Annotated in this window: 25 protein-coding genes, 1 tRNA gene and 2 pseudogenes; 20 read left to right on the top strand and 8 right to left on the bottom strand. The window is 66.9% G+C overall.

What is annotated here, in order from left to right; translation table 11 throughout:
- Positions 1 to 24 precede the first annotated feature (24 nt).
- Positions 25 to 318 carry a hypothetical protein gene (locus tag ACQI5H_RS19705; protein WP_427081002.1) on the top strand — a complete coding sequence of 98 codons (294 nt, stop codon included), beginning with the start codon at positions 25 to 27 and terminating at the stop codon, positions 316 to 318.
- On the opposite strand, the pseudogene ACQI5H_RS19700 reads toward ACQI5H_RS19705, so the two are convergent.
- Positions 319 to 1,023: pseudogene (locus ACQI5H_RS19700) on the bottom strand (phosphoribosyltransferase); the annotation flags it as partial.
- A gap of 132 nt (positions 1,024 to 1,155) precedes the next feature.
- Here ACQI5H_RS19700 and ACQI5H_RS19695 point away from each other — a divergent pair.
- Positions 1,156 to 1,362 (top strand): hypothetical protein, encoded by a 207-nt coding sequence (locus tag ACQI5H_RS19695; RefSeq protein WP_427081001.1) that lies wholly within the window; start codon positions 1,156 to 1,158, stop codon positions 1,360 to 1,362.
- 86 nt (positions 1,363 to 1,448) lie between these two features.
- Here the strand turns inward: ACQI5H_RS19695 and ACQI5H_RS19690 are convergent.
- Positions 1,449 to 1,534 (bottom strand) — tRNA-Leu (locus ACQI5H_RS19690).
- 124 nt (positions 1,535 to 1,658) lie between these two features.
- On the opposite strand from ACQI5H_RS19690, the gene ACQI5H_RS19685 reads away from it, so the two are divergent.
- The 4 genes from ACQI5H_RS19685 (at position 1,659) to ACQI5H_RS19670 (ending at position 5,673) form a co-directional block, all read left to right on the top strand.
- Positions 1,659 to 3,017 (top strand): M20/M25/M40 family metallo-hydrolase, encoded by a 1,359-nt coding sequence (locus ACQI5H_RS19685; RefSeq protein ID WP_427081000.1) that lies wholly within the window; start codon positions 1,659 to 1,661, stop codon positions 3,015 to 3,017.
- Positions 3,018 to 3,083: 66 nt separating this feature from the next.
- Positions 3,084 to 3,614 (top strand): YbhB/YbcL family Raf kinase inhibitor-like protein, encoded by a 531-nt coding sequence (locus ACQI5H_RS19680; RefSeq protein ID WP_427080999.1) that lies wholly within the window; start codon positions 3,084 to 3,086, stop codon positions 3,612 to 3,614.
- Positions 3,615 to 3,668: 54 nt separating this feature from the next.
- Complete coding sequence (locus tag ACQI5H_RS19675; RefSeq protein ID WP_427080998.1) at positions 3,669 to 4,250, top strand: alpha/beta fold hydrolase; 582 nt, start codon at positions 3,669 to 3,671, stop codon at positions 4,248 to 4,250.
- A 31-nt stretch (positions 4,251 to 4,281) separates the two neighbouring features.
- A complete protein-coding gene (locus ACQI5H_RS19670; RefSeq protein ID WP_427080997.1) occupies positions 4,282 to 5,673 on the top strand; it encodes an HNH endonuclease signature motif containing protein in 1,392 nt (463 codons plus the stop codon).
- Positions 5,674 to 5,676: 3 nt separating this feature from the next.
- Here ACQI5H_RS19670 and ACQI5H_RS19665 read toward each other — a convergent pair whose 3' ends face one another.
- Genes ACQI5H_RS19665 through ACQI5H_RS19655 form a run of 3 tightly spaced genes read right to left on the bottom strand, consistent with a single transcriptional unit; the run spans position 5,677 to position 8,098 of the window.
- Entirely contained in the window at positions 5,677 to 6,759 is a 1,083-nt protein-coding gene (locus tag ACQI5H_RS19665) for a quinone-dependent dihydroorotate dehydrogenase (protein ID WP_427080996.1), read from the bottom strand.
- Positions 6,759 to 7,037 carry a DUF5703 family protein gene (locus ACQI5H_RS19660; protein ID WP_427080995.1) on the bottom strand — a complete coding sequence of 93 codons (279 nt, stop codon included), beginning with the start codon at positions 7,035 to 7,037 and terminating at the stop codon, positions 6,759 to 6,761. The genes ACQI5H_RS19665 and ACQI5H_RS19660 overlap by 1 nt, the downstream gene beginning before the upstream one ends.
- The gene (locus tag ACQI5H_RS19655) at positions 7,034 to 8,098 is read right to left on the bottom strand and encodes a YncE family protein (RefSeq protein ID WP_427081054.1); all 1,065 of its coding nucleotides are present in this window, start codon (positions 8,096 to 8,098) and stop codon (positions 7,034 to 7,036) included. Before ACQI5H_RS19655 ends, ACQI5H_RS19660 begins: the two co-directional genes overlap by 4 nt.
- A gap of 124 nt (positions 8,099 to 8,222) precedes the next feature.
- On the opposite strand from ACQI5H_RS19655, the gene ACQI5H_RS19650 reads away from it, so the two are divergent.
- From ACQI5H_RS19650 to ACQI5H_RS19620, 7 genes are all read left to right on the top strand, one after another.
- A complete protein-coding gene (locus tag ACQI5H_RS19650) occupies positions 8,223 to 8,525 on the top strand; it encodes a hypothetical protein (protein WP_427080994.1) in 303 nt (100 codons plus the stop codon).
- 70 nt (positions 8,526 to 8,595) lie between these two features.
- On the top strand, positions 8,596 to 9,387 hold the full coding sequence (locus tag ACQI5H_RS19645; RefSeq protein WP_427080993.1) for a histidine phosphatase family protein: 792 nt from the start codon (positions 8,596 to 8,598) through the stop codon (positions 9,385 to 9,387).
- Positions 9,388 to 9,450: 63 nt separating this feature from the next.
- On the top strand, positions 9,451 to 10,038 hold the full coding sequence (locus ACQI5H_RS19640) for a DUF3090 domain-containing protein (protein WP_427080992.1): 588 nt from the start codon (positions 9,451 to 9,453) through the stop codon (positions 10,036 to 10,038).
- A complete protein-coding gene (locus ACQI5H_RS19635; RefSeq protein ID WP_427080991.1) occupies positions 10,022 to 10,849 on the top strand; it encodes an SCO1664 family protein in 828 nt (275 codons plus the stop codon). Before ACQI5H_RS19640 ends, ACQI5H_RS19635 begins: the two co-directional genes overlap by 17 nt.
- 43 nt (positions 10,850 to 10,892) lie before the next feature.
- On the top strand, positions 10,893 to 11,678 hold the full coding sequence (locus tag ACQI5H_RS19630) for a 3'(2'),5'-bisphosphate nucleotidase CysQ (protein ID WP_427080990.1): 786 nt from the start codon (positions 10,893 to 10,895) through the stop codon (positions 11,676 to 11,678).
- A 26-nt stretch (positions 11,679 to 11,704) separates the two neighbouring features.
- A complete protein-coding gene (mshC, locus tag ACQI5H_RS19625) occupies positions 11,705 to 12,952 on the top strand; it encodes a cysteine--1-D-myo-inosityl 2-amino-2-deoxy-alpha-D-glucopyranoside ligase (protein ID WP_427080989.1) in 1,248 nt (415 codons plus the stop codon).
- A gap of 146 nt (positions 12,953 to 13,098) precedes the next feature.
- Positions 13,099 to 14,712, top strand: coding sequence for an alkaline phosphatase family protein (locus tag ACQI5H_RS19620; RefSeq protein WP_427080988.1), 1,614 nt, complete (start codon positions 13,099 to 13,101; stop codon positions 14,710 to 14,712).
- Positions 14,713 to 14,757: 45 nt separating this feature from the next.
- Here ACQI5H_RS19620 and ACQI5H_RS19615 read toward each other — a convergent pair whose 3' ends face one another.
- A complete protein-coding gene (locus ACQI5H_RS19615; protein ID WP_427080987.1) occupies positions 14,758 to 15,645 on the bottom strand; it encodes a PAC2 family protein in 888 nt (295 codons plus the stop codon).
- 73 nt (positions 15,646 to 15,718) lie between these two features.
- Between ACQI5H_RS19615 and ACQI5H_RS19610 the strand changes: the two are divergent.
- From ACQI5H_RS19610 to ACQI5H_RS19585, 6 genes and pseudogenes are all read left to right on the top strand, one after another.
- Positions 15,719 to 15,808: pseudogene (locus ACQI5H_RS19610) on the top strand (hypothetical protein); the annotation flags it as partial.
- A 137-nt stretch (positions 15,809 to 15,945) separates the two neighbouring features.
- Positions 15,946 to 19,686, top strand: coding sequence for a methionine synthase (gene metH / locus ACQI5H_RS19605; RefSeq protein ID WP_427080986.1), 3,741 nt, complete (start codon positions 15,946 to 15,948; stop codon positions 19,684 to 19,686).
- 120 nt (positions 19,687 to 19,806) lie between these two features.
- Positions 19,807 to 20,088 carry a phosphoribosyl-ATP diphosphatase gene (locus tag ACQI5H_RS19600; RefSeq protein WP_427080985.1) on the top strand — a complete coding sequence of 94 codons (282 nt, stop codon included), beginning with the start codon at positions 19,807 to 19,809 and terminating at the stop codon, positions 20,086 to 20,088.
- 11 nt (positions 20,089 to 20,099) lie between these two features.
- Positions 20,100 to 20,957 (top strand): ATP phosphoribosyltransferase, encoded by an 858-nt coding sequence (gene hisG / locus ACQI5H_RS19595; protein WP_427080984.1) that lies wholly within the window; start codon positions 20,100 to 20,102, stop codon positions 20,955 to 20,957.
- Between the two features lie 119 nt (positions 20,958 to 21,076).
- Positions 21,077 to 21,589: a DUF4126 domain-containing protein gene (locus ACQI5H_RS19590; RefSeq protein ID WP_427080983.1), complete on the top strand. Its 513-nt coding sequence runs from the start codon at positions 21,077 to 21,079 to the stop codon at positions 21,587 to 21,589.
- A gap of 38 nt (positions 21,590 to 21,627) precedes the next feature.
- Positions 21,628 to 23,010: an FAD-containing oxidoreductase gene (locus ACQI5H_RS19585; RefSeq protein WP_427080982.1), complete on the top strand. Its 1,383-nt coding sequence runs from the start codon at positions 21,628 to 21,630 to the stop codon at positions 23,008 to 23,010.
- Between the two features lie 7 nt (positions 23,011 to 23,017).
- On the opposite strand, the gene ACQI5H_RS19580 is transcribed toward ACQI5H_RS19585, so the two are convergent.
- On the bottom strand, positions 23,018 to 23,941 hold the full coding sequence (locus tag ACQI5H_RS19580) for a RecB family exonuclease (RefSeq protein ID WP_427080981.1): 924 nt from the start codon (positions 23,939 to 23,941) through the stop codon (positions 23,018 to 23,020).
- Positions 23,942 to 24,026: 85 nt separating this feature from the next.
- On the opposite strand from ACQI5H_RS19580, the gene trmI reads away from it, so the two are divergent.
- Positions 24,027 to 24,869 carry a tRNA (adenine(58)-N(1))-methyltransferase TrmI gene (gene trmI, locus ACQI5H_RS19575; RefSeq protein ID WP_427080980.1) on the top strand — a complete coding sequence of 281 codons (843 nt, stop codon included), beginning with the start codon at positions 24,027 to 24,029 and terminating at the stop codon, positions 24,867 to 24,869.
- Between the two features lie 5 nt (positions 24,870 to 24,874).
- Here the strand turns inward: trmI and ACQI5H_RS19570 are convergent, their stop codons facing one another.
- Positions 24,875 to 25,171 (bottom strand): DUF503 domain-containing protein, encoded by a 297-nt coding sequence (locus tag ACQI5H_RS19570; protein ID WP_427081053.1) that lies wholly within the window; start codon positions 25,169 to 25,171, stop codon positions 24,875 to 24,877.
- Positions 25,172 to 25,245: the final 74 nt, after the last annotated feature.

Here is a 25,245-nt window from a genome sequence, read left to right as displayed (position 1 = left end):
CCGCCCGTTGCTGGAGGATGACCGATGCTGATCATTGCGCTCGTATTGGCCCTGATCGGGCTCGTTGCGCTGGTGTTCGCGGTCGTGACCAGCAACGAGCTGGTGGCCTGGGTGTGCATCGGCGCCAGCGTCCTTGGCGTGGTGCTGCTGATCGTCGACGCGTTGCGGGAGCGCCAGCGGCGTGACATGGGCGAACAAGCCGTTGCCGAAGAAGAGACCGGGGATGGCGAGGATGCCGCCGTCGACTACCCGGAGGAAGTCCCCGAGGAGTCGGCGAAGGACGCCGGCACCAAGGCGGATGGGGAATCTACCCAGTAGTCAGCTGGTTGGTCTGGCGAGCAGCTCGCGCACCTCGTCGTCACTGACCTGATGAAAATCGTCGTAGACCTGTCCGACGGCCTCGAACGCGGGCGGCATGGTCGCGCACACCACGTCGTCCGCCTCGCGGGCGAGCTCCTGGCAGACTGACTCCGGCCCGACCGGAACCGCGACGACGATCGATTGCGGTTTGGCGGCACGTATCGCCCGGACCGCCGCCATCATGCTGGCGCCGGTGGCGATGCCGTCGTCGACCAGGATCACGATCTTGCCTGCCGGATCGGAGAGCGGGCGCCCGCCCCGGTATGCACGTTCGCGCCGCGCGAGCTCGGCCGTCTCGCTGTCGATCACCTCGCGCACCTGATCGTCGGTGATGTGCAGGCTGGAAATCACGTTGTCGTTCATCACCACGCCGCCGCCGCTGGCCAACGCGCCCATCGCCAGCTCGGACCAGCGCGGCACCCCGAGCTTGCGAACCAGGAACACGTCAAGCTCAGCGTGCAGGGCCGAAGCGATTTCGAAGGCGACTGGCACGCCGCCCCGCGCCAGCCCGAGGACCAGTACGTTGCCGTCGTTGCGGTCCTTGTCGCGGTAGGACGTCAGCTCCTCGGCGAGCGCGCGGCCGGCCTCGCGGCGGTCGCGGAACGTCCGCGTCGCCGTTCGCCGAAGAAAGCCACTAGGTGGGTTCATCGGTTGCACTCCAGGGTCAGCACTCCCGGCCATTGGGCTCTTTCCAGCCTACGTGTGCCCGCAAGCTCGGCGAAGCGTCTTTCGGCCCGAACGATAATCGGAAACCGGATAGCGTTGTACCTGAACAAGATCGAGAGGATTTGCGCGATGAAACGGCGTTTCCACACCTACACGGCATACAGCGTTGGTTGTGCGATGGTATGGGTCCTCATCCTGGCCGGCGTTTCCGCGACGGCCGACAGCGTCACCACGCACAAGATCGTCATGGTGTTCGGCGGATGGGTCATCGGGTGGCTATCGGCGACGATCGCCCGAGCCGTTTACCCACCGCCGAAGCGACGCATCCAGTCGTGAAACGGTGTGATCGCGGCTTCGCCGCTCAACACACTCCATCGGCTCGGAAATGAACGCGAGCGTCCATTTCGCTCGCCTCAGTCGTGTGTCCGAGGGGGGACTTGAACCCCCACGCCCATTAGTAGGGCACTAGCACCTCAAGCTAGCGCGTCTGCCATTCCGCCACTCGGACCGACCAACGAGAGTTGGCAGCTAAGGCTATCGGATCGGCCCGCGCGCTCCCAACCCAGCTCGTGGCTCTGCGTCGCGCCCACCGGCCCGGTCAATTGTGGGAGGCAGTGGTAGGAAAGGGGGTTGTGACCGGTGAGACCGACGTTCCCCGCGCCGCCCCAGACGAGGCCACCGATGACGTGGTCGAAGTTGTGAGCAGGTTGATCCGGTTCGACACCACCAATACCGGCGATCCCGAGACCACGCAAGGTGAGGCGGAGTGCGCTCACTGGGTGGCCGAGCAGCTCGCGGATGCCGGCTATCGGCCCGAATACCTCGAATCCGGTGCGCCGGGACGGGGAAATGTGTTCGCCCGACTCGAGGGCGCGGACCGCTCGCGCGGCGCGCTGCTCATCCACGGGCATCTCGACGTGGTCCCGGCCGAACCGGCCGAGTGGAGCGTGCACCCGTTCTCCGGAGCGGTCGAGGACGGCTATGTCTGGGGCCGCGGGGCGGTCGACATGAAGGACATGGTCGGCATGATGATCGTGGTCGCTCGCAAGCTGAAGCGCGACGGCATCGTGCCGCCGCGAGACCTCGTGTTCGCGTTCGTCGCCGACGAGGAGCATGGCGGTCACTACGGCGCGCAGTGGTTGGTCAACAATCGGCCCGATCTGTTCGACGGCATCACCGAGGCCATCGGTGAAGTGGGCGGGTTTTCCCTCACGGTGCCGCGCGCCGACGGCGGTGATCGCCGCCTGTACCTGATCGAGACCGCCGAGAAGGGCATCCAATGGATGCGCCTGACCGCCCGGGGCAAGGCTGGGCACGGCTCGATGGTGAATGATCAGAACGCGGTGACCGCCCTTGCCGAGGCCGTCGCGCGGGTGGGCCGCCATCAGTTTCCGCTCGTCCTCACCGACACCGTCGTCGAGTTCCTGGCCGCCATCAGCGAGGAGACCGGCCTGACATTCGACACCGACTCGGCCGACCTGGAGGGGACGATCGAAAAGTTGGGGTCGATGGCCCGCATGCTGAATGCGGTGCTGCGCGACACCGCAAACCCGACGATGCTCAAGGCCGGGTACAAGGCCAACGTCGTCCCGGCGACTGCGGAAGCGGTAGTGGACTGCCGCGTGCTGCCCGGCCGGCAGGCGGCGTTCGAGGCCGAAATCGACGAGTTGCTCGGCCCCGACGTGACTCGAGAGTGGATCAGGGATTTGCCGGCGTATCAGACCAGCTTCGACGGGGACCTGGTCGACGCGATGAACGCCGCCGTGCTCGCGGTTGACCCGGACGGCCGGACGGTTCCCTACATGCTTTCCGGTGGCACCGACGCGAAATCCTTCGCGCGCTTGGGTATTCGTTGTTTCGGGTTCAGCCCGTTGCGACTCCCGCCGGATTTGGACTTCTCTTCGTTGTTCCACGGCGTCGACGAACGGGTACCCATCGACGCGTTGCGGTTCGGCACCGACGTGCTGACCCACTTCCTGACACATTGCTAGGACACATTGCTAGGACACGTTGCTAGGACACGTTGCTAGGACACATTGCTAGGAGAGAGGATCGCCATGAGCTTGCCGACCGACCCGTACGACGCGCTGCCCAAGCTGCCGTTTTTCAGCCTGAGCTCGGATTCGATTACCAATGGCCAGCCGCTCGCCACACCGCAGATCAGCGGGATCCTGGGTGCCGGGGGCGAAGACGTCAGTCCGCAGTTGAGCTGGTCGGGATTCCCCGACGAGACGCGTAGCTTCGCGGTCACCGTCTACGACCCCGACGCCCCGACGCTGTCCGGGTTCTGGCACTGGGCGGTGGCCAACCTGCCCGCCGACGTCACCGAATTGCCCGACGATGCCGGTAACGGCGGCGAGTTGCCCGGCGGCGCCCTGCAATTGGTCAACGATGCGGGGATGCGCCGCTACGTCGGTGCGGCGCCGCCCCCCGGTCATGGCGCGCATCGCTACTACGTTGCGGTGCATGCCGTCGACGTCGACAAGCTCGACCTTCCCGAGGACGCCAGCCCCGCCTTCCTCGGGTTCAATCTGTTCCAGCACGCGATCGCGCGGGCCTACATCTACGGGACGTACGAACAGACTTAAGGATTCTGCAGTCGGGAATCGTGTCCGCGTCGACGTCGGCTCCGAATAAATATTGTGGAACCGCGCGGGTGTGTATTGGTCCTGCCGGGCGGCAAGGCGCGAAGCGAAGAGGCCTCGCGGTGGTGGCAACTGGCCAACGTCCGGATGATGTTGGTCGCCAAGGCATTGCGGCGCCGGCTCGGGCCCGATGTCGAGGTGCGTCGCGTCCAGTATCGGTATCGCGGCTGGAATGGGCCTCGCTTGGACGCGCTGCGCGACGCCAAGCATGTGCTCGACGGAGTCCGCAACCGGTTTGAGCCGAAAAGCGTTGTGTTGGTGGGTCATTCGATGGGCGGCCGGGTCGCGGCGCACCTGGCCGGCGGGGCTGAGGTGGGCGCGGTGGTGGCGCTCGCGCCGTGGTGGGTGGGCGGCGACGGCGAGCTGATTCCGCCGCCCACTCGACTGCTGGTGCTGCACGGCACTGCGGATACCTGGACCGATCCGGGCGCATCGCGCGCGCAGACGGTGCGGGCTGGTCAGCGCGGGCTGGCCGCTCAGTGGGTGGGCGTCGAGGGTGCGGGCCATTACATGGTCCGGCGGTGGGCCGAATGGCATCGCCGAACCGTCGATTTCGTCGCCGACTACCTGCAGCGGTGAAGGTGTCGGTGGGCGGCGATAGCATTCGAACATGCGTTCGAGTAGTCGCGAGGAGATCGAGGCGGATTACGCCGCGCTGCGCGAGGTGATATCGCGGATTGTCGCCCACCGCTACGACGCGCTCACCACGCCGGAGCGGTTGACCTACCTGGCGAAGCTCGAGCTCGAGGCGCGGCGGCTGCCTGTGCCGGGACATGAGTTGATCAATCAGATCGCCGAGCAAGCCGGCCCAGAAGAACTCGGGGGCAAGCTGTCCCATGTGCTCGCCGACCGGCTGCACATTACCCGCGCCGAGGCGACCCGGCGGGTGGCCGAGGCGGCCGATCTGGGTCCGCGACGGGCGCTAACTGGCGAACCGCTGCCCCCACTCTTGGCCCGGGCGTCGGCCGCCCAGCGCAGTGGGCGCATCGGTTCTGGCCACGTGCGAGTGCTGCGGGATTTCGTCCATGGGCTACCCTGCGGTGTCGATCTGGACACCCGCCAAACCGCTGAAGTCCATCTGGCCGACCTGGCCACCGAGTACCGGCCGGATGAACTCGCCAAACTCGCCGAACGGCTCGCCGCCTACCTCAATCCGGACGGGAACTTCAGCGACGAGGACCGCGCGCGACGCCGGGGCCTGACCCTGGGCAATCAGGACCTCGACGGGATGTCGCGGCTCTGCGGCTGGTTGACCCCCGAGGCCCGCGCCACCTTCGAGGCGGTGCTGGCGAAACTCGCCGCCCCCGGCATGGCTAACCCCGACGACGACACACCGACCGTCGACGGGCCACCCGCCGAGGAAGCGGCACGGCGCGACACGCGCAGCACCGCGCAACGCAACCATGACGGCCTGAACGCCGCGCTGCGCGCGCTGCTGGCATCGGGAAAACTGGGCCAGCACAACGGTTTACCGGCCTCTATCATCGTGACGACCACGTTGAAAGACCTTGAGTCGGCATCCGGTCGGGGGCTCACCGGCGGCGGCACCCTGCTGCCCATGTCCGACGTCATTCGCCTGGCCCGCCATGCGCATCAATACCTTGCGATCTTCGACAAGGGCGAAGCCCTGGCCCTGTATCACACCAAACGCCTGGCCTCGCCCGGTCAGCGAATTGTGCTCTACGCCAAGGACCGTGGTTGCACGCGGCCCGGCTGCGATGTGCCCGGCTACATGTGCGAGGTGCACCACGTCGAAGACTGGGCGACCACCCACCGCACCGACATCAACGGGCTCACCCTGGCCTGTGGCCCCGACCACAAGCTCGTCCAACCGGGCGGCTGGACCACCCGAAAACGCAAAAATGGTGACACCGACTGGATCCCACCGCCCCACCTCGACTACGGCCAACCCCGCACCAACACCTTCCACCACCCGGAGAAGGCGCTCTACGAGGAAGCCGGCGCGGAAGAGGACGAAGACGACGAAGACGGGGCGGCCTGAGATCTAGCCCGGCGGCCGCTCCGGATTCCTCGCCGCCGAGCCGACCGCGTCGGCGAGCGAGGTGAACCCACCGTCGCGCAACCGCCGGGCGATGCCGTCGTGAATGTGCTTGGGCCACAAGCCCCCGCCATAGATGAAGCCGGTGTAGCCCTGCAGCAACGACGCGCCCGCGGTGATCCGCTCCCAGGCGTCGTCGGCCGTCTCGATGCCCCCGACGCTGATCAGCACCATGCGGTCGCCGACCCGCGCATAGAGTCGGCGCAGCACCTCGGCGGCGCGGGCCGCGACCGGCGGCCCCGAAATGCCGCCGCTGCCCAGCTCGTCGACCCCGGCTGTGATCAGGCCGTCACGCGACACCGTCGTATTGGTGGCCACAATGCCGGCCAGGCCCAATTCGGCTGCAAGGTCGGCGATGTCGTCGATGTCGGAGTCGGAGACATCGGGCGCGATCTTCACCAGCACCGGGACAGACGTCTCGGCGAGTACGCCCGACAGGATGGGCCGCAGCGACTCGACCGCCTGCAGATCGCGCAGCCCCGGAGTGTTCGGCGAGCTGACATTGACCACCAGATACGACGCCAGCGGGCCGACCAGCCGCGCGCTTGCCCGATAGTCGTCGACGGCGTCGACGGCCGGGGTCGCCTTCGTCTTACCGATGTTCACCCCGATCGGCACCTCGGGCCGGTGACGGGCCAGCCGGATCGCCAGCTCGCCGGCACCGCGGTTGTTGAACCCCATCCGGTTCAGCAGGGCCCGGTCGGCCGGCAGCCGGAACAGCCGCGGGGCCGGGTTGCCGGGTTGCGGGTGGGCGGTCACCGTCCCCACTTCGGCGTAGCCGAAACCCATCGCACCCCACGTCAACAGCCCCATGCCGTCCTTGTCGAAACCGGCGGCCAGGCCCAGCGGTCCGGGGAAGCGCACGCCGAACACCGTGCTGGCCAGCACCGGGTCTCGCGGCCCCAGCAGCCGGTGCAGCAATCGCCGTGTCAACGCGAGGGCAGTGCCGGCGCGCAGCACGGCAAAAACCAGCGTGTGGATGCGCTCCGGCGGCACCACGAAAAACAGCCGGCGTGCAAGGCGATACATCACAGCTCGGGCTGGTCGGGCCGCCGACCCGGGGAGCCCGCACCGTCCAGACGAGATTTCTTGCGGCGCAACAAAACCCGCCTACTGCCGTCGGTATACAGCCGCACCCGGGTGAGTTCCCAGCCGCGGTATTCGGCCTCGATGGACAGCCGGGTGGACGCGCTCAGTCGGGTCACTTCGGGCGGGAGGCGCAACGGTATCCACTCGTACTCGTCGGACATCTCGGCGACCCAGCCCGCTGGCAGCCGACTCCACCGCGGCGCGGCCCGACTCGTCATGGGGCGCCCGCCGCGCGCTCGATGATCTGAACGCCCGCTCCCGACCCCGACACCACGTACAAGGTGTCCGACGCTTCGTCAAAGCTCAGCGAGTTGGGCTGCTGCACGGTTGGGTATCGCACCCTTTCGACGGGAATTCCGGTTGACAGATCGTAACCAATGACCGTGTTCGACGCGGTTTGGGACACCCAGGCCAACGCGCGCGAGCCGGCTAGGCCGTAGGGGGCCTGGCGCACCGGATAGGCCTGACGCAGGATCAGGGGGTCCACGCCGTAGACCAGGAGCTCGCCGCCGCGAGTGTCGGCGACCAGGACCCGGCCCAGCGGGTCCGCGGCAAGGGTCGTTGCGCCTTGGCCGGCCCGCAGCGCAAGCTCGGGACGACCGTCGGCGCCGATGGTGGTCACCGAGGTTTGTCCCCGATCCAGAACTACCGTCGTATTTCCTTGTGTTACAAGGGAATCGACGCGCGCGAAGATCTTATTCCGGTTTTCAACCTTCGCGGTGCTAGCGGCACCGCCACCGCTGCCCGGCGCGGCGAGCACGTAGACGGCGCCGTCGGCGCTGCCCAACACGAGCTTGCCGTCGGCGCGCCGCGCGATCGCGGTGAAGTCGACCTGTTCGGCACCGCCGACATTGACCTGCGACGTGCGCCCGGCGGCCAGATCGACCGCGAAATATCCGCCGCGGGTCGCCAGGTAGACCGTGCCATGGCCGTCGCCGGTCAAGGCGGTGGCCGGACCAGGCAGCACGATCGCACGCGCCGCGGACTGCGCGGCACCGAACACCGCGACACTCGCCGGCGCCGCGAGATCGGCGCCGGGGACCAGCACCGCCAGCTGGTGAGTGTTGCCGTCGAAGATCGCGGCCTGAGCCTGACCGGGCAGCGGTCGCACCGCGCCGGCTGGAGTCGCCGACACCGGCGGCGATTCGGCGGCACGCGCCGGCTCGATCGTGGGCGGCGTCGGTGACGTGAGCGGATTCGACGAACAACCGGCGAGCAGCGCCAGCAAAAGCAATAAACCGACAAAGCGGCAGCTCTTTACGCAGCTATGCCGTGACAGCAACAATCGACCTTCGAATGGGGGGCATGGAGTTCACATTTTAAGGAACGGTTTCGCATCCAATATCGCATCCAATCTGCCACGTCGCCCACATGCGGTCGTTCTGGAGAGGTATGGTCGCGATATGACCGTCATCGTTGACCGGCATACCGCAGACAAAGAGTTTGCTATCGAAGACATCTCGACAGGCATTTTTGCCAGCGGGTATGGACAAGTCGGTGATGGACGCAGTTTTTCCTTCCACATTGAGCATCGGTCGCTCGTCGTCGAAGTTTACCGGCCGCGGCTTTCCGGGCCGGTTCCGCAGGCTGAAGAGGTGGTCGCGAGGGCGGTTCGCAGCCTGTTCGACATCGATGTCACCGACGTGCGCAGCCTGACCGCGGCGGTGCGCGACTCCGTCGCGCACGCGGTGCCCGTCCCGCGCTAGGCACGTCAGCTAGTCACTCAACTAGTCACATCCGGTAGCAGTCACCCGCAGCGGGTACGGTCGTCGTGACATGACCGTCATCCTGTTGCGCCACGGCCGGTCCACCTCGAACACCGCCGGGATTCTGGCGGGCCGTTCCGAGGGTGTCGACCTCGACGACAAGGGACGCGAGCAAGCCGCGGGGTTGATCGACCGGATCGGCGACCTGCCGATCCGCGCGGTCGTGACATCCCCGCTGCTGCGTTGCCGACGCACCGTCGAACCCCTCGCAGAATTGTTGTGCCTCGAGCCGGTCATCGACGAGCGGATCGCCGAAGTGGACTACGGCGAATGGACGGGCCGCAAAATCGGCGAGCTGGCGAAAGAGGCGTTGTGGCGGGTGGTTCAGGCCCACCCCAGCGCGGCGGTGTTTCCCGGCGGTGAGGGTTTGGCGCAGGTGCAGGCGCGTGCCGTGGCCGCCGTCCGCGAACACGACAAGCGGCTCGCCTTGGAATACGGGGGAGAACACGGCGGCGACGCGTTATGGGTGGCGTGTACCCACGGCGACGTCATCAAGGCGGTGATCGCCGACGCCTACGGGATTCATCTGGACGGGTTCCAGCGCGTCACCGCCGACCCCGGGTCGGTGAGCGTGGTCAGTTACACCCCGCTGCGTCCGTTCGTGTTGCACGTCAACCACACTGGGGCGCGGTTGTCGGCGGCGTTGCGCGCCGGGCCCCAGAAGGACGAACGGCCGAAGGACGAAGAGTCCAAAAAAGACGAGCCCCAAAAAGACGAACCCCAAAAAGACGAACCCCAGAAACACGAGCCGGTCAGCGAACTGCCGCCGAGCGACGCCGTGGTCGGCGGCTCCACCGACTAGTTCGGCGCGGACAACCGAATCGGATCGCACGGCCAGGGCAACTGCCGGTATTTTGGAAGTGCCATGTCCCGCGCAATTCATGTCTTCCGCACCCCCGACCGTTTCGTGGCCGGCACCGTTGGCCAGCCGGGAAACCGCACCTTCTACATCCAAGCGGTCGGCGATTCGCGCGTGGTTTCGGTGGTGTTGGAGAAGCAACAGGTCGCGGTGCTCGCTGAGCGCATCGGTGCGCTGCTGCTCGAGGTGAATCGCCGGTTCGGCACGCCGGTTCCACCAGAGCCCGCCGAGGTCGACGACCTCAACCCGCTGATCACTCCGGTCGACGCGGAGTTCCGCGTCGGGACTATGGGTCTGGGCTGGGATTCGGAGGCACAGACCGTGGTGGTCGAATTGCTTGCCGTCACCGACGCCGAATTCGACGCCTCGGTAGTGCTCGACGACACCGAAGAGGGACCCGACGCGGTGCGGGTGTTCCTGACGCCGGAGTCGGCGCGGCAGTTCGCGACCCGCTCCAATCGGGTGATCTCGGCGGGGCGCCCACCTTGCCCGCTGTGCGACGAACCGTTGGACCCGGACGGCCACATCTGCGCGCGCACCAACGGCTATAAGCGCAGCGCGCTGCTCGGGCCCGACGATGAACCCGAGCAATGACGACGCGGTGGCCGAACGTGAGGTGCTGCGGGACGGCGAGCTGACGGTTCTCGGACGCATCCGATCGGCCAGCAACGCCACCTTTCTGTGCGAGTCGACGCTCGGTGAGCACAGTGTGCATTGCGTCTACAAGCCGATCGCCGGTGAGGCGCCGCTATGGGATTTTCCCGACGGAACGCTGGCGGGCCGTGAACTCGGCGCATATCTGGTGTCGACGCAGCTGGGTTGGAACATAGTGCCCTACACCGTGATTCGTCACGGGCCGGCGGGCCCCGGCATGTTGCAGCTGTGGGTGGAGCAGCCGGGCGACACCGCCGAATCCGATGTAGGGCCAGGACCCGATCTGGTCGACCTGTTTCCCGCCGGCGAACCGCAGCGGGGTTACCTGCCCATCCTGCGGGCCTACGACTACGCCGGCGACGAGGTCGTCCTGATGCACGCCGACGACATCCGGCTGTGGCGGATGGCGGTCTTCGACGTGCTGATCAACAACGCCGATCGCAAGGGCGGCCACGTGCTGCGCGACATCGAGGGCCACATCTTCGGCGTCGACCACGGGGTGTGTCTGCACGTCGAGAACAAGCTGCGCACGGTGTTGTGGGGCTGGGCGGGCAAGCCGATCGACGACAAAACCCTCGACGCGGTCGCCGCGCTTGCCGACGCTCTCGGCGACTCGTTCGGCGACGAGCTGGCGGTACACATCACCCGGGCCGAAATCGCGGCGCTGCGCAGGCGCGCGCACGCGCTGCTGGACAACCCGGTGATGCCGGAACCGAACCGTCATCGCCCCATTCCCTGGCCGGCGTTCTAAGTCAGATTTACCGGTCGGCAATCCGGTCGGCAATACTGAACCGGTGACCCCGACGGACGCCGCGCTGGCCGCCGATCTGGCCGCGGACGCGGGGGAGCTGCTACTGAAGGTGCGCGAGGAGATCGGTTTCGATTCACCCTGGGCGCTGGGCGACGCGGGCGACAGCCTGGCCAACGAGCTGATCCTGCGGCGGCTGCGGGCCGAACGACCCGGCGATGCGGTGCTCAGCGAGGAAGCCTACGACGATCTCTCCCGGGTGAATCACGACCGGGTGTGGATCATCGACCCGTTGGACGGCACCCGCGAGTTCTCCACGCCGGGGCGCGACGACTGGGCGGTACACATCGCGCTGTGGCAACGCCCCACCGGAGGTCACACTGACGAGCACCGCGAAATCACCGACGCGGCAGTGGCTTTGCCCGCGCGCGGCAATACGGTCTATCGCAGCGATACCGTGACCGACGGCGCCGCGCGCACCGGCATTCCTCACACCTTCCGGATCGCGGTAAGCGCCACCCGACCACCCGCGGTTCTCTACCGCATGCGCCAGACGCTGCACATTCAGCCGGTGGCAATCGGTTCGGCGGGCGCGAAGGCGATGGCCGTCATCGACGGCGACGTCGACGCCTACGTGCATGCGGGGGGTCAGTGGGAATGGGACTCGGCGGCCCCGGCCGGAGTGCTGATGGCAGCGGGGATGCACGCGTCGCGGCTCGACGGCTCGCCGCTGCGCTACAACCAGCTCGACCCGTACCTGCCCGACTTCGTGATGTGCCGGGCCGAGGTGGCACCGATCCTGCTCGGTGCCATCCGCCAGGAATTTCCCTGATTCCGCACGCGTTTAGAGTCGACGTTATGCAGGCGTGGTCTTCCGCACAGGTCCCGGTGGTTCCGGGACGCGGCCCGGAGCTGCGGCTCTACGACACCTCCGACCGGCAGGTGCGCCCGGTGGCGGCCGGCACTCAGCCCGGTTCGACCGCGTCGATGTACGTCTGCGGGATCACCCCGTACGACGCAACGCACCTCGGCCACGCGGCCACCTATCTGGCATTCGACCTGGTCCATCGCGTGTGGCTGGACCTCGGTCATGACGTGCACTACGTGCAGAACGTCACCGACGTCGACGACCCGTTGTTCGAACGGGCCGAGCGTGATGGCGTCGATTGGCGCGAGCTCGCCGACCGCGAGGTCGCCCTTTTCCGCGAGGACATGGCGGCGCTGCGCATCTTGCCGCCACGCGAATACGTCGGGGCGACCGAGGCGATTCCCGAAGTGGTCGAACTCGTCGAGAAAATGCTCGCCTCCGGGGCGGCGTACATCGTCGACGACGAGCACCCCGACATCTATTACCGCGCCGACGCCACATCGCAGTTCGGCTACGAGTCCGGCTATGACCGCGACACCATGCTCCGGCTGTTCGCCGAGCGCGGTGGCGACCCGGACCGGCCGGGCAAGACCGACGAGCTCGATGCGTTGCTGTGGCGGGCAGCACGTCCGGGCGAACCGAGTTGGCCGTCGCCGTTCGGCGCGGGCCGGCCGGGCTGGCATGTCGAATGCGCGGCCATCGCGCTGAGCCGCATCGGCAGCGGCCTGGACATCCAGGGCGGCGGCAGCGACCTGATCTTTCCGCACCACGAGTTCACCGCCGCCCACGCCGAATGTGTAAGGGGCGAAAGGCGATTCGCCCGGCATTATGTGCATGCCGGGATGATCGGTTGGGACGGGCAGAAGATGTCCAAGAGCCGGGGCAACCTGGTACTGGTGTCGGCCTTGCGGGCGCAAAGCGTTGAGCCATCGGCGATTCGGCTTGGTCTGCTGGCCGGGCACTATCGCGCGGATCGGTTCTGGAGCCAGCAGGTGCTCGACGATGCGATCGCACGGCTACATCGCTGGCGCACCGCGACTGCGCTGCCCGCCGCTCCGGACGCCGCCGACGTCATCGCCCGGGTGCGCCGCTACCTTGCCGACGACCTGGACACTCCCAAAGCGATCGCCGCACTTGATGGTTGGGCCACCGACGCCCTGGAATACGGCGGCCACGACGCGAGCGCGCCGAAGCTGGTGGCCACCGCGATCGATGCACTCCTCGGAGTGGCCCTGTAGGAGTGGCCTGCAAGAGTGGCCCTGTAAGTCACTAAACGGCAACTGCTGGGTCTCGATCCGCACAACAATCTGGGTGGACGGCGTGTCATAGGTCACCATCGACGGAGCAACGCGTAGCGCGCGTCAACCGCAAAGGTGATTGCTTGATGCTCAGTCGTTTTCGCCGTGTGGCTGGCGTGGTCAGCGCCGTCGGCATGCTAATCCTTGCGCTTGACACCGCGCACGCATCGGCGGCGGCCACGGAGAGCCCGAACCTGCTCGTGAATCCCGGCGCCGAGCTCGGCGACCCTTCGCTGTCGGGATACAGTTCGGTGACCATCCCGGGCTGGACCGTGACCGGCACACCGACGGTGATCAAGTACGGCACCCTGCGCCGCCTGCCATGGCCTCTCGGGTCGCCGGGGCCGATGCTGCCGGCGGCCGCAGGCTATCCCCGCGCCCAGAACGGGCCCCCGGACGGCGGCGTGCAGTTCTTCGGTGGCGGACCTGTCGCCACATCCACGCTCGCCCAGATCGTCGACCTGTCCGGCGCGGCGCAACAGATCGACACCAGCACAGTGCCCTACACACTGAGCGGATGGCTCGGAGGCTGGCTACAAGACCCGTCAGAAGCGTCGGTCACCGTCACCTTCCTGGCCGCTAACGGATCGCAGCTGGGCACCCCCGGCAAGATCGGGCCGGTCGGTCTGCTCGATCGCGGGTTGAATGCCAAACTCCTGCAACGCCAGACCACCGGGCCGGTTCCCGCGGGCACCCGCAGTGCACGTGTGGTCGTGACTCTCAAAGACAAAAATCCGTTGTTCGGCGCCTACAACAACGCCTACGCGGACAACATCTCGTTCACGATCGGCGCCCCGTTGCCCAACCCACCGCCACCTACACCACCGGCGTCGAAAGTCGGCCCCCTCGACCATGTGTTCCTGATCTATCTGGAGAACCATGGCGTGAAAGACATTGTCGGCAGCCCCAACGCGCCGTACACCAACGGCCTCATCAACAACTACGGATACGGCTCGAACTACTACGCCCAAACCCATCCCAGCCTTCCGAACTACTACCCGATCCTCGGCGGCTCCGACTTCGGCTTCAACTACAACTGCGAGCTGGACTGCTTCGACGAACACAACCTCGTCGACAACATCGAGGCGGCGCACGGGGGATGGGCCGCCTACGAGCAATCCATGCCACAGCCATGCTTCAAGCAGTCCGCGGGTCCCTATGGTCCCGGCGAACTACCGTTCCTCGCCTTCCACGACATCGCCGCCAACGACGCTCGCTGCCAGGCGCACGTGCTGCCGCTGCAGCGGATGGCCACGGATCTCGCTTCGACGTCCACCACCCCGAACTTCGTCTGGTGGGCTGCGGACGAAAACCACAACCAGGAAGGCCCCGTCAACCTCGAGTTCATCATCAGCCTGCTGACGAATCATCAGTACAACATCAAGGCCGGCGACCAGTTTCTCGCGGACACGCTGCCCACGATCCTGAACTCGCCCGCATTCCAAACGCAGCGCAGTGCCGTCTTCATCACCTGGGACGAGGACTACAACAACATCTCGCTGGGCGTCGGCAACGAGGGCAACCACATCCCCATGATCGTTATCCCATCGCCGAATTCCGGTATGCGCCAAGGCCACCTCGTTGCCGTCAACTTCAACAACCACTACAGCCTGCTGCGCACCATTGAGGACTCCCTCGGAATGCCCCGGCTCACAAACAACGACAAGTTCGCGCAACCGATGAACGACTACTGGCCGTAGCTTTGCGCGCCCACAGTCGACATTCGGCGCGGGGTTTGTGGGGATCTAGCGCCCGAAACCCGGGCGGCGGCGGCGCAGATACTTTTCGAACTCGGCGGCCAGCGCGTCGCCGTCGATCTTGCCCAGCGCTTCGTTCATGTCCACCTCGGCGTCGCCGCGCTGCTCCAGCGACACCACGTATTCGGCGAGGTCCTCGTCCTCGGCGGTCATCTCGGTGACCGCCTGTTCCCACTCCTCGGCTTGCGCCGGCAGGTCGGCCAGGGGGACCTCGATGTCCAGCACGTCTTCGACCCGGCGCAGCAGCGCCACCGTTGCCTTCGGGTTCGGCGGCTGAGACACGTAGTGCGGCACGGCAGCCCAGAACGTCACTGCCGGAATCCCGGCGGCCACGCAGGCGTCCTGGAACACGCCCGCGATCCCGGTCGGTCCCTCGTAGCGGGTTTCCTCCAGGCCGAATCGTTTCGCCGACTCGGGGGAGTAGGCCGCTCCCGACACGGGCACCGGCCGGGTGTGGGGTGTGTCGGCCAGCAACGCGCCCAGGATCACGACGGTGTCGACGTTGAGCTTGTCGGCGATGGCCACCAATTCGGCACAGAACGTGCGCCAGCGCATGTTCGGCTCCACCCCGTGCATCAGGACCACGTCGCGGTCGCTGCCCGGCGGGCGGCAATGTGTGATCCGCATCGCAGGCCACACCAGCTCGCGGGTGACTCCGTCGACCTGGCGGATGACCGGGCGATTTACCTGGTAGTCGTAGTACGCCTCGTCGTCGATCTCGACGATCGGGTCGGCTTCCCAGATGGCATCGAGGTGCTCCAGCGCGTCGCTTGCCGCGTCGCCCGCGTCGTTCCAGCCCTCGAAAGCCGCCACGACGATCGTGTTGTGCAGTTCGGGCAGCTTGCCGCCATCCGGGCCGCCATCGGGCTGAGTCACAGAATCAGCCTACGGCTTGCCGTCAGCCGGAGGGCGTTTGCATAGCTCGACTATCCTTGTGGCGTGACCGCCGAATACATTCGGCTGCAAACTGGTTAACCTTGGTAACTACCACGTCGCCGACAAGATCCGCGAACTGTCCTTTACGGGCACCGCGATCGCGGCGATGAGTTGGGCGTCCAGACGTCGATCGGGTGACGACGTAGACTTTTCTGGTCGAGAGGCGTTGCAACGGATACGGGTGCATCCCGGTATCCGCCACGCTCGGCAGAGTCAAGGACGCCTTCCGTTACGGAAGGAGTGCACGTGACCGCATTCGCGCCCAATATCCGCCCGGACTGCACCGACGAGCTGACGGCCGCTCTGCGCCAGCGGATCATGGTGATCGACGGCGCGATGGGCACGGCGATCCAGCGCGACCGGCCGGACGAGGCTGGCTACCGCGGCGACCGGTTCACGGAGTGGCCGACCGCTCTTCAGGGCAACAACGACCTGCTCACCCTGACGCAGCCACAGATCATCGAGGGGATCCACCGCGAGTACCTCGAGGCGGGCGCCGACATTCTGGAGACCAACACGTTCAACGCGAACGCGATCTCGCTCTCCGATTACGACATGGCGGACCTGAGCTACGAGTTGAACTACGCCGGCGCCGCGCTGGCCCGCAAGGCCGCCGACGAATACAGCACCCCGGTGAAGCCCCGCTACGTCGCCGGCGCGATCGGGCCGACCACGCGGACCGCGTCGATCTCGCCGGACGTCAACGACCCCGGGGCCCGCAACGTCTCCTACGACCAGCTGGTCGCCGCCTATCTCGAATCCGCCAACGGCCTGGTCGACGGTGGTGCCGACCTGCTCATCATCGAGACGATCTTCGACTCGTTGAACGCCAAGGCGGCGGTGTTCGCCGTCGAGACGCTGTTCGAGGACCGCGGACGCCGCTGGCCGGTCATCATCTCGGGCACCATCACGGATGCTTCGGGGCGGACGTTGTCCGGTCAGGTCACCGAAGCATTCTGGAACGCGATCAGGCACGCGAAGCCGATCGCGGTCGGCCTTAACTGCGCCCTGGGCGCGCCGGAGATGCGGCCCTACATCGCCGAGATGTCGCGGATCGCAGACACTTTCGTCTCCTGCTACCCGAACGCCGGCCTGCCTAACGCCTTCGGCGAGTACGACGAGACCCCGGAGCGCCAGGCGAGCTACATCGCCGACTTCGCCGAGGCAGGTCTGGTCAACCTGGTCGGCGGTTGCTGCGGGACGGCGCCGCCGCACATCGCCGAGATCGCCAAGGTCGTCGAGGGCAAGCCGCCGCGCGAGCTGCCGAAGATCCCGGTGGCTACCCGTCTCTCGGGCCTGGAGCCGCTCAACATCACCGACGACTCCCTGTTCGTGAACATCGGTGAGCGCACCAACATCACCGGCTCCGCGCGGTTCCGCAACCTGATCAAGGCCGAGGACTACGACACCGCGCTGTCGGTCGCCCTGCAGCAGGTCGAGGTCGGTGCGCAGGTCATCGACATCAACATGGACGAGGGCATGATCGACGGTGTCGCCGCGATGGACCGGTTCACCAAACTGATCGCGGCCGAGCCGGACATCAGCCGCGTCCCGGTGATGATCGACTCCTCCAAGTGGGAGGTCATCGAGGCGGGCCTGAAGAACGTGCAGGGCAAGCCGATCGTCAACTCGATCTCCATGAAGGAGGGCGAGGAGAAGTTCATCCGCGAGGCCCGGTTGTGCCGCAAGTACGGCGCGGCCGTCGTCGTGATGGCCTTCGACGAGCAGGGCCAGGCCGACAACCTGGAGCGCCGCAAGGAGATCTGCGGGCGCGCCTACCGCATCCTGACCGAAGAGGTTGGCTTCCCGCCCGAGGACATCATCTTCGACCCGAACTGCTTCGCGCTGGCGACCGGTATCGAGGAGCACGCGACGTACGGGATCGACTTCATCGAGGCCTGCGCTTGGATCAAGGAAAACCTGCCGGGGGTGCACATCTCCGGCGGCATCTCGAACGTGTCGTTCTCGTTCCGCGGCAACAACCCGGTCCGCGAGGCGATCCACTCCGTGTTCTTGTTCCACGCCATCAAGGCCGGCCTGGACATGGGCATCGTCAACGCCGGTGCGCTGGTGCCCTACGACTCGATCGACCCCGAGCTGCGGGACCGCATCGAGGACGTTGTCCTCAACCGTCGCGAGGATGCGGCCGAACGGCTCCTGGAGATCGCGGAGCGGTTCAACAGCACGGAGAAGGGCGAGGACCCGGCGGCGGCCGAGTGGCGCGGGCTTCCGGTCCGCGAGCGGATTACGCACGCCCTCGTCAAGGGCATCGACGCCCACGTCGACGACGACACCGAGGAATTGCGGGCCGAGATCGCCGCCGCGGGCGGTCGCCCGATCGAGGTGATCGAGGGTCCGCTGATGGACGGCATGAACGTCGTCGGTGACCTGTTCGGCTCGGGCAAGATGTTCCTGCCCCAGGTCGTGAAGTCGGCCCGGGTGATGAAGAAGGCCGTTGCGTACCTGCTGCCGTTCATCGAGGCGGAGAAGGCTGAAAACGGCACGGCGGATTCCAAGGACACCAACGGCACGATCGTGATGGCGACCGTGAAGGGCGACGTCCACGACATCGGCAAGAACATCGTCGGGGTCGTGTTGCAGTGCAACAACTTTGAGGTGATCGACCTCGGTGTGATGGTGCCCGCCGAGAAGATCCTGGCCGCGGCGAAGGAGCACGACGCCGACATCATCGGGCTGTCCGGCCTGATCACCCCGTCGCTGGACGAGATGGTCAACTTCGCCGTCGAGATGGAACGCGAGGAACTCGAGATCCCGCTGCTGATCGGCGGCGCGACCACCTCGCGCGCCCACACGGCCGTGAAGGTGGCGCCGCGTCGTAGCGGTCCGGTGGTCTGGGTCAAGGACGCGTCCCGCTCGGTGCCGGTTGCCGCCGCGCTCCTCGACGACAAGCAGCGTCCCGCCCTCCTGGAGGCCACCGAAAAGGATTACGCATCGCTTCGCGAACGGCACTCCCAGAAGAACGAGCGGCCGATGCTGACGCTGGAGAAGGCCCGCGCGAACCGGACGCCGATCGACTGGGACGGCTACACGCCGCCTGTGCCCGCCCAGGGCCTCGGCGTGCGGGAGTTTCTCGACTACGACCTCCAAGAGCTGCGGGAGTACATCGACTGGCAGCCGTTCTTCAACGCGTGGGAGATGAAGGGCAGGTTCCCCGACATCCTCAACAACCCGGCCACCGGCGAGGCCGCCCGCAAGTTGTACGACGACGCGCAGGAGATGCTCGACACCCTGATCAAGGAGAAGTGGCTGAGGGCCAACGGGGTGATCGGCTTCTTCCCGGCGAACGCCGTGGGTGACGATGTTGAGGTCTACACCGACGAGACCCGCACCGAGGTGCTGACCACGTTGCACAACCTGCGCCAGCAGGGCGAGCACCGCGACGGCATCCCGAACCGGTCGCTGGGCGATTACATCGCGCCCAAGGACACCGGTCTGGCCGACTACGTCGGCGCCTTCGCCGTCACCGCGGGGCTCGGCAGCCAGGAGAAGATCGCGGAATTCAAGGCTGCCCTAGACGATTACAGCGCGATCCTGCTGGAGTCGGTCGCCGACCGGCTGGCGGAGGCGTTCGCCGAGCGGATGCACCAACGGGTCCGCAAGGAGTTCTGGGGATTCCAGCCGGACGAACAGCTGGACAACGAGGCGCTCATCGATGAGAAGTACCAGGGAATCCGCCCGGCACCCGGCTACCCGGCCTGCCCGGAGCACACCGAGAAGATGACGCTCTGGAAGCTGATGGACGTGAAGGAGCGGACCGGCATCGAGCTGACCGAGTCGATGGCGATGTGGCCAGGTGCGGCCGTCAGCGGCTGGTATTTCTCGCACCCGCAGTCGCAGTACTTCGTGGTCGGCCGGTTGGCGCAGGACCAGGTCGCCGACTACGCGAAGCGCAAAGGCTGGACCCTGGCCGAAGCCGAGCGTTGGCTCAGCTCCAACCTCGGCTACAACCCGGAGGACTGAGACGTTTTCTCCGCGAGCGTGCGTGTTTGTACGCCAACACGCCGCTGAGCTTGGCAATTTGCGCACCCTTGCGAGCGGCGGGGCCGCACGCAAAACCGCCGTGACTTTGCTGACCGGCGCATGAAACAATCGCTGGCCGTGAAGACCTTCGAGGATCTGTTCGCCGAACTGGGCGATCGTGCCCGCAACCGGCCGGCCGGCAGTGCGACCGTCGCCGCGCTGGACGGTGGGATCCATGGGCTGGGCAAAAAGATCCTCGAGGAGGCCGGCGAGGTGTGGCTGGCGGCCGAACACGAACCCGACGACGCGCTGGCCGGCGAGATCAGCCAGTTGCTGTACTGGACGCAGGTGCTGATGATCGCGCGCGGCCTGACCCTCGACGACGTCTACCGGAAGTTGTGAGGGCTGTGGGCATGTTGCGCGTTGCGGTTCCCAACAAAGGTGCGCTCAGCGAGCCGGCCACCGAGATCCTGTCGGAGGCCGGCTATCGGCGCCGCACCGACCCCAAGGATCTGACGGTCATCGACCCTGTCAACCAGGTCGAGTTCTTCTTTTTGCGGCCCAAAGACATTGCGATCTATGTCGGTTCGGGCGAGCTGGACTTCGGCATCACCGGGCGCGACCTGGTGCTCGACTCCGGTGCGCCGGTGCGAGAGCGCCTGGCGCTGGGCTTCGGATCGTCCAGCTTCCGCTACGCCGCCCCGGCCGGACGCAACTGGGCGACGGCAGATCTGGCCGGCAAGCGTATCGCCACCGCCTATCCGAATCTGGTCCGAAAAGACCTGGCCGAGAACGGGATTGACGCGACGGTGATCGGGCTCGACGGGGCGGTGGAGATCTCGGTACAGCTCGGTGTTGCCGACGCCATTGCCGATGTCGTGGGGTCCGGCCGCACCTTGAGCCTGCACGATCTGGTGGCCTTTGGTGAGCCGTTGTGTGATTCGGAGGCCGTGCTGATCGAGCGCACCGATCACGAGGGTCGCGGTGAAACCGAAGCGGCCCGCGATCAACTGGTGGCCCGGGTCCAAGGTGTGGTGTTCGGTCAGCAATACCTGATGCTCGACTACGACTGCCCGCGCTCGGTGTTGGACAAGGCCACCTCGATCACGCCGGGATTGGAGTCTCCGACCATCGCCCCGCTGGCCGACCCGGACTGGGTCGCCATCCGCGCACTGGTCCCGCGTCGCGGCGTCAACGAGATCATGGACGAGCTCGCCGCCATCGGTGCCAAAGCGATTCTGGCTTCCGATATCCGGTTCTGCCGATTCTGATCGCCCTATCGGCGGGACGCCCGCTGTGTTAGCGTCCGCCTTTGGGGGAGGCCGGCCGAGTTCGAGGGTCGGCACCCCTTTTCGGTGCTCGGGCAGTTCGTCCTCCAGGAGGGGTCTCCGTGACGCATGCACTAATTCTGCTGATGGCTTTGTTGATTGGCGTGGTCGCCGGGTTGCGCTCGCTGACGGCGCCGGCCGTCGTCGCCTGGGCGGCGTTTATCGGCTGGATCGACTTGCACGGCACCTGGGCGTCGTGGATGGCCAACCTCATCACCGTCATCGCCCTGACCGTTCTCGCCGTCGGCGAACTGGTCAACGACAAGCTGCCCAAGACGCCGGCGCGCACCGCGCCGCCGATCTTCGCCGCCCGGATCGTCACCGGCGCGTTTGCCGGCGCGGTGCTGGGCGCATGGCCGCACTGGACGTTCAGCGCGCTGGGGGCCGGCGTCATCGGCGCGGTACTCGGCACCCTCGGCGGTTATCAGGCGCGCAAGCGACTGGCAGGGGCGACCGGCGGCAAGGACCTGCCGATCGCGCTGCTCGAAGATGCGGTCGCGATCGCGGGCGGCTTCGCCATCGCCGCGTGGACGGGTCACGTGTTGACGGAGTACATACTGACGGGGATTAAGTGACTGCGGTTAAGTGACTGCGGCTAAGTGACAGCGGTTCAATGACAAAGCATTTCGACGCGATCATCGTCGGCGCCGGCCAAGCCGGCCCGCCCCTGGCCGGGCGGTTGACGGCCGCCGGGCAGCGTGTCGCGATAGTCGAACGCAAACTGATCGGCGGCACCTGCGTCAACACGGGATGCATCCCGACCAAGACGCTGGTGGCCAGCGCGCACGCCGCGCAGCTGGCCCGGCGGGGTGCGGAATACGGCGTCGGGACCGGACCTGTCACCGTGGACATGGCGAAAGTCAAAGCGCGCAAAGACGACATCATGCTCAGCGACCGCAAGGGCGTCGAGGATTGGCTTGACGGCATGGACGGCTGCACCGTTTTTCGCGGCCACGCCCGCTTCGAAGATCCGCACACCATCAGCGTCGACACGCAGGACGGTGAAGAGCGGCTGCAGGCCGACCGGATTTTCCTCAACGTCGGTGGCCGTGCGGTGGTGCCGGAGATCCCGGGGCTGTCCGATGTCGAGTTCCTCACCAACGTGTCCATCCTCGAACTCGACACGCTGCCATCCCATCTCGTCATCGTCGGGGGTAGCTACATCGCCCTGGAGTTCGCGCAGATGTACCGGCGATTCGGGGCGCCCGTAACCGTCGTCGAACGCGGCCCGCGGCTGGCCTCCCGCGAAGACGAGGACGTCTCGACCGCCGTCAGGGACATCCTGGAAGCCGAGGGCATCGACGTGATCCTTGGCGCCGACGACGTGCGAATCAGCAAGAGCGACAACGGATTCGAACTCACACCTTGCGCCGGCGCGGCGCCCATTCGGGGCAGTCATCTGTTGCTGGCCGTAGGACGGCAACCCAACACCGACGACCTGGGCCTGGAAGCGGCCGGGGTGCGTACCGACGCCCGCGGTTACATCGTGGTGGACGACCAGCTCAAGACCAGCGTCGACCACATCTGGGCGATGGGCGATTGCAACGGCAAGGGCGCCTTCACCCACACCTCGTACAACGATTTCGAGATCGTCGCCGCCAACCTGCTCGATGACGACCCGCGCCGGGTGAGCGACCGCGTCAGCACCTATGCGCTCTACATCGACCCGCCGCTGGGGCGGGCAGGCATGACCGTGAGCCAGGTCCGCGAGTCGGGCCGCAAGGCGCTGGTCGGCAAGCGACCCATGACCCGGGTCGGCAGGGCGGTGGAAAAGGGTGAGACGCAAGGCTTTATGAAGGTCGTGGTGGACGCGGAAACCCACGAGATCCTGGGAGCGGCCATCCTCGGCGTCGGCGGCGACGAGGCGATCCACGCCATCCTGGACGTCATGTCGGCCAAAGCCCCGTACACGACGCTGTCGCGCACGATGCACATCCATCCCACGGTGAGCGAGCTCGTCCCCACGATGCTGCAGGAGATGTCGCCGCTCGATTAGCGGGTGGTCATGCCGCCGGTTCGGCGTCTCCGGCAAGCGGGTGGTGCCCCGAATGCAGCACCGCGTCCGCACCGCCTTCGGCGGGGTCTTGCGGCCACCCGGGGTAGGGCGGCGGCGTCCCGCCGAAGGTCGGACAATGCGCCTGATGCGGACACCAGTCGCACAACCGCGACGGGCTGGGGCGGAAATCGCCCGTCGGCGCGGCGGATTGGATGGCACGCCAGATCGCCATCAAGGTCTTCTCGAAGCGCAGCAGCTCGTCGTGATCCGGCGAGTAGTCCAAGACCTGGCCGTCGGCAAGGTAGATGAGGCGCAGCCGGGCGGGCAGCACCCCGCGTGACCGCAGCAACGCCACCGCATAGAACTTCATCTGGAACATCGCCTTGAACTCGGCCAGGGCGCGTGCTTCCGGCGGGGCCTTGCCGGTTTTGTAGTCGACCACCCGTAGCTCGCCGGTGGCGGCGACGTCGATCCGATCGATGAAGCCACGCAGCAGCGTGCCGTCGGCGAGCTCGACCTCCACCCGCTGCTCGCAGCATTCGGGCTCGAACCGGGTCGGGTCTTCCAGCCGGTAATAGCCGGACAGCAACGCGCGGGCTTCCTCGAGTAGCTCGGTCCGCTGCTCGGGCTCCAGCTCGGCGGCCAGGTCGGGCGCGGCGGCAATCACCCGTTCCCACGCGGGTTCCACCAACGATCGCGCGGTGTCCGGGACGCGCGACGCGGCGGGCAGGCCGTAGAGCTGCTCCAGCGCCGCGTGCACCACAGAGCCACGGAGCTGGGCCGTCGACGGCGCCTCGGGCAGGCGGTCGATGGCCCGGAACCGGTACAGCAGCGGGCACTGCTTGAAGTCCGCTGCGCGCGACGGCGACAGAGCCGGGCGGGAAGGCGGCCGCGTGCCGTCCTCCGGCTGCTCGCTCCCGGGCTCAGTCATCGGCTCCTCATGTCCGCAGCGTAAGACCGGGCGGCGACAACCCCCAAGCACCGGCTACGGCGAGTCGGCTGGCAGGCTAGATGGCGTGTCCGCAACCGGCCCGTTTACCGTCGGCGAACGCGTCCAACTCACCGATGCCAAGGGCCGTCACTACACGATGGAGCTCACCGAAGGCGGTGAGTTCCACACCCATCGCGGGGCCATCGCCCACGATGACGTGATCGGGCTGGAGCAGGGCAGCGTGGTCAAATCCAGCAGCGGCGCCGCGTTCCTGGTGCTGCGTCCGCTGCTGGTCGACTACGTGATGTCGATGCCCCGCGGGCCGCAGGTCATCTACCCCAAGGACGCCGCGCAGATCGTGCACGAGGGCGACATCTTTCCCGGCGCCCGCGTCCTGGAGGCCGGCGCCGGATCGGGCGCGCTGACCTGCTCGCTGCTGCGTGCCGTCGGACCCGACGGGAGGGTGGTCTCCTACGAGCAGCGCGCGGATCACGCCGAGCATGCCCGCCGCAATGTGTCGGTGTTCTTCGGGCAGGCGCCCGACAACTGGCAGCTGATCGTCAGCGATGTCGCGGACTCCGAGCTCCCCGACGCATCTTTCGACAGGGCCGTCCTGGACATGCTCGCGCCCTGGGAGGTGCTCGACTCGGTGTCGAGGCTGACGGTCGCCGGCGGTGTGCTGATCATCTACGTGGCCACCGTCACCCAGCTCTCGCGGGCGGTCGAGGCACTGCGGGCCCAGCAATGCTGGACCGAACCGCGGGCTTGGGAAACGCTGCAGCGGGGCTGGAATGTGGTCGGGCTGGCCGTTCGGCCGCAGCACTCGATGCGCGGGCACACCGCCTTCTTGATCGCGGCGCGCCGGCTGGCGCCCGGCACAATCGCGCCGGCGCCGTTGGGGCGTAAGCGTGAGGGGCGCGACGGCTAGTTCGATTAAAAGTCGTCGCTGCGACGCAGCAAGCGCCGCACCGCCAGGAGCTCGAATTCGGGGTGCGCGGCCACCAGGCGTTCGGCCGCGTCAAGGACTTCGACGGCATGCGCGCGCTCACCGGAGACGACGGCCACGCCAATGCCGGCTCGTCGATACAGCTCCTGAGAACCAATCTCCGCCGCCGACACGCCGAACTTGCGGCGCAGCTCGGCCACGACGGGACGGATCACCGATCGCTTTTCTTTGAGCGATCGCACGTCGCCCAGCAGGACGTCGAACTCGAGCCAGCCGATCCACATCCCGCGTGTCAGCCCGGTGGAGGTTGATCGGGCGGCGGCGGCTCCGGGGGTGGAGGCGGCGGAGGAGGTGGCTC

The organism is Mycobacterium heidelbergense, from assembly GCF_050205645.1.
GTDB classification, from domain to species: domain Bacteria; phylum Actinomycetota; class Actinomycetes; order Mycobacteriales; family Mycobacteriaceae; genus Mycobacterium; species Mycobacterium heidelbergense_A.
The sequence above is the reverse complement of the archived record's forward strand: the minus strand, read 5'-3'. Positions and strand labels throughout refer to the sequence as shown.